Here is a 6,919-nt window from a genome sequence, read left to right on the forward strand (position 1 = left end):
TTCGGACATCCAGCATGACGCTGCCGCTGCCGCCGGTAACGCACTGCGCGGACGGGGAGATCCGCCGCGTCGGCGTCGAGATCGAATTCACCGGCCTGACCCTCGACAACACCGCGGCGCTGCTCGCCATGGCGCTTGCGGGAGACATCTCCGCGCCCGGCCGCTACGAGCGCGTGGTCAGCACCCGCGAGGGCGACTGGCAGGTGGAGCGCGACTTCGCGCTGCTGAAGGCGCTCGGCCGCCGCCCGCGCGACGGCACCGAGCTTGCCGATGCCGCCGGAGATATCGCCGAGGACGTGCTGCGGCCCGTGGCGCGGCGCCTGGCCCCGTTGGAGGTGGTGAGCCCGCCGCTGCCGCTGGACCGGCTCGACGGCGTCAACGCCGTCATCGCACTGCTGCGCGAGGCCGGCGCCCGCGGCACCGGCGACGAGCTGGCTTACGCCTTCGGCCTCCAGCTCAACCCGGAGCTGCCGGCGACGGACGCGGCCACGGTGCGCCGCTATCTGAAGGCCTTTTTGTGCATCGAGGACTGGCTGCGCGAGCGCGCGCGGGTGGACTTCACGCGGCGGCTCACCTTCTTCGCCGATCCCTTCCCGAAGTCCTACACGCGCCACGTCGTGGACCCGGACTATGCGCCGGACCTGGACCAGCTCATCGACGACTACCTCGCGGCCAACCCCACCCGCAATCGCGCGCTGGACCTCCTGCCGCTCTTTCTGCACCTGGACCCCGAGCGCGTCCGCGCCGTGGTGGCGGACAACCGGGTCAAGCCGCGCCCGACCCTGCACTACCGGCTGCCGAACAGCGAGATCGACCAGCCGGGCTGGGACTTGGGGCAGGCCTGGGCCGACTGGCTCGTCGTCGAGCGCCTGGCGGCGGCGCCCGAGCTGCTCGACGAGCTCGGCCGGTTGTACGCCAGCTTCCTGGCCGAGCCGCTGGAGCGCCTCGTCGGCGACTGGTCGAAAACCACCGCAGCATGGCTCCAAGCGCACCCGCTCCGCTGATCGCCGTCACCGGCGGCAACCGTAGCGGCCATGCGCCGCGGCGGCTGGTCGCACTCGCGCTCTGGTTCTACGGTGCCCGGGTGGTCAGCATCACGCCCAAGCGCCCGCGGCTCGACATGGAGCCCGATGCCGTCGTCATCACCGGCGGACACGACGTGGACCCGGTGCTCTACGCCGCCGCCCCGGAGGTGCACCCGCGCTACGACCGCGAGCGCGACCGGCTGGAGAGCACCGTCATCGACCGCGCCCTGGCGCTCGGCCTGCCCATGCTCGGCATCTGCCGCGGCGCGCAGCTCTTAAACGTCAGCCTGGGCGGCTCGCTGTATCAAGAGCTGCGTTCCCGGCGCGTGCGCACCTCCAACCGCTGGACCATCCTGCCCATGAAGACCCTGCACATCGCCGCCGGCAGCCGGCTCCAGGGCCTGCTCGGCACCCGCGAGACGCGCATCAACAGCCTGCACAACCAGGGCATCGCCCGCATCGGCCGGGGCCTTGTCGTGACCGGGCGGGACCTGGACGACATCGTCCAGGCCGTCGAGGCACCGGCGCACCCGCTGCTGCTCGGCGTGCAATGGCATCCGGAGTTTCTGCTCTACAAGCGCTCGCAGCGGCGGCTGTTCCGCGCGCTCGTGGACGCGGCGCGCAAGCGGCGCGCGGTGCTGGCCCCATGAGCAGGGCAGGGCGCGGCACCCCCTCCTGAGCGCGGGCTGCGCAGGCGATGGAAGGCTATCTCGGGCTCTTCACCGCCGCCTTCGCCGCGGCGACGCTGTTGCCGTTCTACTCCGAGCTGGCGCTCGTCGGCCTCCTCGCCGCCGGCTACGACCCGTGGCTATTGTGGCTCTGGGCCACCGCCGGCAACACCCTCGGCGCCGCCGTCAATTATGTGATGGGCCGCTGGCTCCTGCATTGGCAGCAGCGGCCCTGGTTCCCGTTCAAAGAGAAGCATCTGGGTCCAGCGCAGCGCTGGTACGCCCGCTGGGGCATCTGGTCCCTGCTCATGGCCTGGCTCCCCGTCGGCGGCGACGCGCTCACCTTCATCGCCGGGCTCATGCGCGCACCCTTCTGGCTCTTCTTCGGGCTCACCGCCGCCGGTAAGGGCGGGCGCTATGCCGTCGTGCTTGGGCTGTATGCGGTCGGGGCGGGGGAGTGGGCGGGCGGGGGTTCCTGAGTCGGCAAACAAGCATCTTATCTTGCGACGGATGTGCAGGGGGCGAGCGGGCTTGAAGTCCGTGTTGTGACGAATCTGCTCCCGCGGATCGGTCGATGTCCGCAGGCGCCAGTTGTCTCCGCCGCCCTGGCCGCATCGCCCTCCGCCCCACCTCCGGGTGAGCTGGCAAGCGCTAATCGCCCCCAAGCGGCATCGATCAGGCGCCCGACGGTTGTCGCGAGCAGCGACTAGGATTAATCTCTGCCCTTAGCGGTCGATCGGGGAGGGTCCGATGTTGGTCGGCGGCGTACACAATATTCTTGCTGGGAAAGGGCAATTGAGTAAACTGTCCCCGGAATCCGCAATGGCTCGACCGCGTGCGGGCGGACTTCAGCCCACCGGAGCTCATTGGGTTACCGATCGCACGCTTTTGGTCCGATATTTGCCGGCATGTTCACATTGAGTTTGGAGGAGATTCGCCACGTCGGGCGCTGGATCGTTGGCGGTTGCACCATAATCCAGCTTGGCCACCTTGCCAGTGAGAGTCTTTGCGCGCCGCCGCCAAGGCATCAAGGGCGGAACATCCTATTCGGCACGCTGCCCATGACTGCGCTGCTCGGCCATTACGCCTTGTCAACGCTCGGGATTTCCCTAATATTTCGCGCGCAAGAAGCGCCTAAATTTGAAGGGTCATTGCGCAGAGCCTAAACTTGGAACGTCATCCGAGAGCGATTCACGTCGCGGATCGCCACGCGCAGCCGCACCGCCCCCGGGAACCCAGTGAACCACCGCAGGAGCCAGCTCATGTCCAGACTCGCAGAGCGCATCCGCGAGCAGAGCACATCCTTGGACGACGCCGACGCTCAGCGCGTGCTGAACTTCATCGCCGCACTGAAGGCCTCGGCCGCGGTACCGCGCCCACCACCCGGCAACCCGAGCCATACCAGCCCAGCAGGCACTAACGCCCGTACCGGCGGCGATGATGTCCGCGTGGACCCGAGCATCCCGCCTGCAGGCAGCGCCGGAGCCGCGCTCGCATTGTTGGCAACGCCGCGATTCAGCAACGCACCCATCGGATCCGCCGACGAGGTTGAGGAGCGTATCGCGGACCTGAGGAATGATTGGGATCACGATTGATGCCAACCGCATACTTGGACACGTGCATCGTCATCTACCTGATCGAACGGGCAGACCCGTTCTTCTCCCAGGTTATCAGGTTCCTCTCCCGGCATGCCAATGTAGGACTTTGTGTATCCCCGCTAGTCCGCCTGGAAACCGTCGTCAAACCCATGCGCGACGGTAACCTTCGACGGGTGGCGGATTACGATATTTTCTTGTCCAGTCAGCGCTGGCTCACCTGCACCGAAGCCATTTTCGTACGCGCCGCCGAACTTCGCGCATCTCATGGGCTTAAGACACCCGATGCACTGCACCTGGCGACCGCATTACATCACGGCTGCGATGCCTTTTGGACCAATGACACCCGCTTGAACATGGCAGCCGGGGGATTGGCCAGAAACCTTCTGGCAATGTGATTTCCGCCCAAGCTTCTGCTCGCGGCGACGCGGCCCGCTCTCCGGCCCCGAAACACGCGAGGGCGAGATCCGGGGACCGAGATCCGGGGAGCCGAGATCCGGGGACAGTTTACTCAGTTCGTATTCCGCGCGCGGTGGAGCGATAAGTAAACTGTCACCGGATCTCCAATTGTGTAAACTGTCCCCGGAATCCGCAGCCGCCCGACGGTTGTCGCGAGCAGCGACTAGGGTTAGTCTTTGCCCTTAGCGGTCAATCAGGAAGCGTCTGATCTTGGTCGCCGGCGTACACAAGATTCCTGCCGGGAAAGGGCAATTGAGTAAACTGTCCCAGGAAATCCATAAAGTGGGTGGTCGGTGCAAGGGGAACCCAGTTTCAAATTGAATTGGTGCAATTGGTAAAGTGTCACCGTAATTCGCGGGCTTGAAGTCCGTGTTGCTAATCTGCTCCGCGGCGGTATCGATCCCGGCCGGACGGGATCCCCTCCTAACGCCGTCCGTGCCCCGCGCCTGCAACCCCGGTCGCGCGCTCCGCTACATAGGCAGACGCCCGGATGCGCACGGGATGCGGTCTCATCAGGGTTTCCCTCTTGCGGTCTTAGGTTTTTTGGCTAGACTACGCCCAAGACTATCGCTGAACAACAGGCCCAGCCTAACGCCCGAAGCACAGGCTGCGGCCCAAGTAACTGTTGGGCTACAAGCAGCCTCGATAAGAACCACGCGCTCATCGTCACTCTACCAGGCGCCTACGCGCACCGTAGTGGGTTACTTTGTGAAGAAGTCGGATCAGGAGAACATCTGGAAACAAGTACGCGCCCTGCCCATGTGGGTGATAATCGTTTTCGGCTTGTCTGGCGCATTAACAGCAGAAGCATTCTTTTTCGCTTTTTATTACCCTCTACGGATCGATAATGAATATATTGCTATTACTGCCGTGTTTGCGGCTGGCGGCTGGCTAGGTATAGCGCTTGCGGCGAAGCTATATGATGTGCTCGTCCCTAGTGTAATCACAGTATTTTTGCTCGGCGTTCTCTTTTTGGTGTCACTCGCTTGGAGCCCCATCGCTGACACTTTGATCATAGAACTGGGGCTGCGATACTTTCCAGAACCCTTCGATTTGATTGGCGTCATGTCCGCCCATATCGCGCCTTATATAATTGTGATCGGCGCCCTTGCTTTTCTTTACGCCGCTTATAGGTCACGACAGAACGCAAGGAAGACATCAGGCGAACTGGACTCGGCGATTGGCAAGCTCCGCGTAGAATCCGCCAAATGCTTACGAGACATTGAGGGCGACATTGGCAAAAAGCTTGAAGAGCACTCAAAGTTGACGCACGATAATCAAAGTCTGCAACTCGCTCTTGACGACGGAGAGAAAGATTTATTTGCAAAGCTGGCAGCATATCGCCGAGCAACCAGGAGGGACGCCAAATGGGGCTACCTGCTCTCTTTTATTCTTGGAGTCGCATCTTCGATAGCGGCTACTGTAATCTTAAACTATATTTCATAGAGCAAGAGTGGGATCACGAACGCGAGCACTCAAGTCTTGTTCGTTGCTCTTTCATTCGTGTAAATGATGATCGCCCAACAAGCGCCTCGGCCCGACCGCCCGTTGCCGCGCCGTCGCTTCGCGAACGGCGCGGCAACGGGCGGCGGGCCAGGCTTAACGTTAGGCTACAAAGTAGAGGCAATCGAATGAGCCAAGATGTCGATTTACTGGCTACGCGCATCGCCGCATTAGAAACTAGGCTCGATGACCTCTCTTCGTATTTGAGCCGGGCGCTTGAATATATCTCCACTGACGCGCAGAGTTCCCTGACCAAGTCGCGCATTGTGTTAGAGAAAATCTTATTGTCGATCTACAGCATAGAGATGCAGAAGGAACCATCGAGACCGATGATCGGAGACATGCTGTCCGAAAGAGCCTTCGCCTCTCATATCCCTAGACGAATTCTGTCACGAATGAATGCGATTAGGGACATGTCGAATCTCGGTCCGCATGGCGGAGATGTCGACGCATCAGATGCGGTGCGGGTGATGAGAGACCTAATTGACGTAATCGACTGGTACGTAGACGAGTATGGCGCTCGCGGAGGAGAGCTGAAAATCGAGTTCGGGGAGCTAATCGAGCAACAGCTGGAACTAATGCGAGGCTACCCGTTGTCTTATTCAGTCGGTCTTAACGACTCTGAACTGGAGGCGTTGATGGCGCGGGACCTCGGCATTCCGCTTAGCGGTCAACAGGAAGCGGCCTTTCGGCATTCCTTCCCACAGTTTCTTGATTGGCTCCAATCGCAAGAAGGCGGCTCTTAGACATGACTTCACGTTCCGATTAGCGACGATCCCAAAATTTGGCGGAAACAGGGGACAGACCACGTTTTTTCGTGCACGGTTTCGGCAGCCCCATTTTTTTGGCCCCCGGACTTGCCCTTGCGAGTCAGGAATGATGACATGGCCCGACGAGCGCGCAAGCCCGACGCCTTGGAGCAGCCTTCGCTATCGCTCAGGCTGCTCCAAGGCGCGGGCTGCGCTTAACGTTAGGCATACAGGTACTCCCACTATGCCATCAATATCTGCATTCTATGGACTGATCGTTTACATGTACTTCAAGGACAACAAGCAACACAAACTGCCGCACATTCATGTCAGATATTCCGGATACGAGGTTATAGTCTCCTTACCAGATGGCGACGTATTGGAGGGCGGCATCCCTTTCGCTAAGATGAAGTTGCTTCAAGCCTGGATCGAAATTCATAAAGAAGAACTGATGGCAGATTGGGAGTTGGCTGTCGCCGGTGAACAACCATATAAAATTGATCCGCTGAAATAGACGATGAACCCCCGAGTTAAGGCAGTTACCGCCACCAGCGACTATAAGTTGCACCTTGTATTCACAAATGGCGAGTCAGGAATCTATGACTGCTCTGGCTTGCTTGACTTTGGAGTATTCAAAGAACTTAAGGATATTCATTACTTTTCTCGGGCCAAGGCGGCGGACGGAACTGTGGTGTGGCCGCACGAGCAAGACATCTGTCCTGATACACTGTATCGAGACTGTGTGAAGAGATGATGCCTAACGAATAAGGTTAGATCGCGCGAGCGAAGCGAGCCGCGATCTGAACCGGTCGTTGGACGAGCCCGGGGTCGAGGAATCACGGGGAGGGCATAGAAAACATCTTCCATGAAGCCGGTGGTGCGCCGGCCGCGGGGACCCGCGGCCGGCGCACCACCGGCTT

9 protein-coding genes are annotated in these 6,919 nt (G+C 61.0%); all 9 read left to right on the top strand.

Annotated features, from left to right (window positions below):
• The first annotated feature begins 14 nt into the window (after positions 1-14).
• The 9 genes from ML01_RS10120 (at position 15) to ML01_RS31310 (ending at position 6,753) form a co-directional block, all read left to right on the top strand.
• On the top strand, positions 15-1,004 hold the full coding sequence (locus tag ML01_RS10120) for an amidoligase family protein (protein ID WP_058555271.1): 990 nt from the start codon (positions 15-17) through the stop codon (positions 1,002-1,004).
• Positions 977-1,675 carry a gamma-glutamyl-gamma-aminobutyrate hydrolase family protein gene (locus tag ML01_RS10125; protein ID WP_058555272.1) on the top strand — a complete coding sequence of 233 codons (699 nt, stop codon included), beginning with the start codon at positions 977-979 and terminating at the stop codon, positions 1,673-1,675. The genes ML01_RS10120 and ML01_RS10125 overlap by 28 nt, the downstream gene beginning before the upstream one ends.
• Before the next feature lie 47 nt (positions 1,676-1,722).
• Positions 1,723-2,172 carry a YqaA family protein gene (locus ML01_RS10130; RefSeq protein WP_058555273.1) on the top strand — a complete coding sequence of 150 codons (450 nt, stop codon included), beginning with the start codon at positions 1,723-1,725 and terminating at the stop codon, positions 2,170-2,172.
• 783 nt (positions 2,173-2,955) lie between these two features.
• Positions 2,956-3,288, top strand: coding sequence for a hypothetical protein (locus ML01_RS10135; RefSeq protein ID WP_058555274.1), 333 nt, complete (start codon positions 2,956-2,958; stop codon positions 3,286-3,288).
• Positions 3,288-3,686 (top strand): type II toxin-antitoxin system VapC family toxin, encoded by a 399-nt coding sequence (locus ML01_RS27095; protein WP_082674133.1) that lies wholly within the window; start codon positions 3,288-3,290, stop codon positions 3,684-3,686. The genes ML01_RS10135 and ML01_RS27095 overlap by 1 nt, the downstream gene beginning before the upstream one ends.
• Positions 3,687-4,443: 757 nt before the next feature.
• Positions 4,444-5,193 carry a hypothetical protein gene (locus ML01_RS28555; RefSeq protein WP_162267993.1) on the top strand — a complete coding sequence of 250 codons (750 nt, stop codon included), beginning with the start codon at positions 4,444-4,446 and terminating at the stop codon, positions 5,191-5,193.
• Between the two features lie 185 nt (positions 5,194-5,378).
• Positions 5,379-5,996: a DUF4145 domain-containing protein gene (locus tag ML01_RS10140; RefSeq protein WP_058555275.1), complete on the top strand. Its 618-nt coding sequence runs from the start codon at positions 5,379-5,381 to the stop codon at positions 5,994-5,996.
• 247 nt (positions 5,997-6,243) lie between these two features.
• Entirely contained in the window at positions 6,244-6,513 is a 270-nt protein-coding gene (locus ML01_RS27100) for a DUF4160 domain-containing protein (protein ID WP_082674135.1), read from the top strand.
• 3 nt (positions 6,514-6,516) lie between these two features.
• Positions 6,517-6,753 (top strand): DUF2442 domain-containing protein, encoded by a 237-nt coding sequence (locus ML01_RS31310; RefSeq protein WP_082674136.1) that lies wholly within the window; start codon positions 6,517-6,519, stop codon positions 6,751-6,753.
• The last annotated feature ends 166 nt before the right edge of the window (positions 6,754-6,919 follow it).

Source organism: Thiohalocapsa sp. ML1, assembly GCF_001469165.1.
Taxonomy (GTDB): domain Bacteria; phylum Pseudomonadota; class Gammaproteobacteria; order Chromatiales; family Chromatiaceae; genus Thiohalocapsa.

Coding starts and splice junctions, on each gene's coding strand:
- ML01_RS31310 (WP_082674136.1), top strand. CDS start 6,517: ATGAACCCCCGAGTTAAGGCAGTTACCGCCACCAGCGACTATAAGTTG.
- ML01_RS10130 (WP_058555273.1), top strand. CDS start 1,723: ATGGAAGGCTATCTCGGGCTCTTCACCGCCGCCTTCGCCGCGGCGACG.
- ML01_RS10125 (WP_058555272.1), top strand. CDS start 977: ATGGCTCCAAGCGCACCCGCTCCGCTGATCGCCGTCACCGGCGGCAAC.
- ML01_RS10135 (WP_058555274.1), top strand. CDS start 2,956: ATGTCCAGACTCGCAGAGCGCATCCGCGAGCAGAGCACATCCTTGGAC.
- ML01_RS10140 (WP_058555275.1), top strand. CDS start 5,379: ATGAGCCAAGATGTCGATTTACTGGCTACGCGCATCGCCGCATTAGAA.
- ML01_RS10120 (WP_058555271.1), top strand. CDS start 15: ATGACGCTGCCGCTGCCGCCGGTAACGCACTGCGCGGACGGGGAGATC.
- ML01_RS27100 (WP_082674135.1), top strand. CDS start 6,244: ATGCCATCAATATCTGCATTCTATGGACTGATCGTTTACATGTACTTC.
- ML01_RS27095 (WP_082674133.1), top strand. CDS start 3,288: ATGCCAACCGCATACTTGGACACGTGCATCGTCATCTACCTGATCGAA.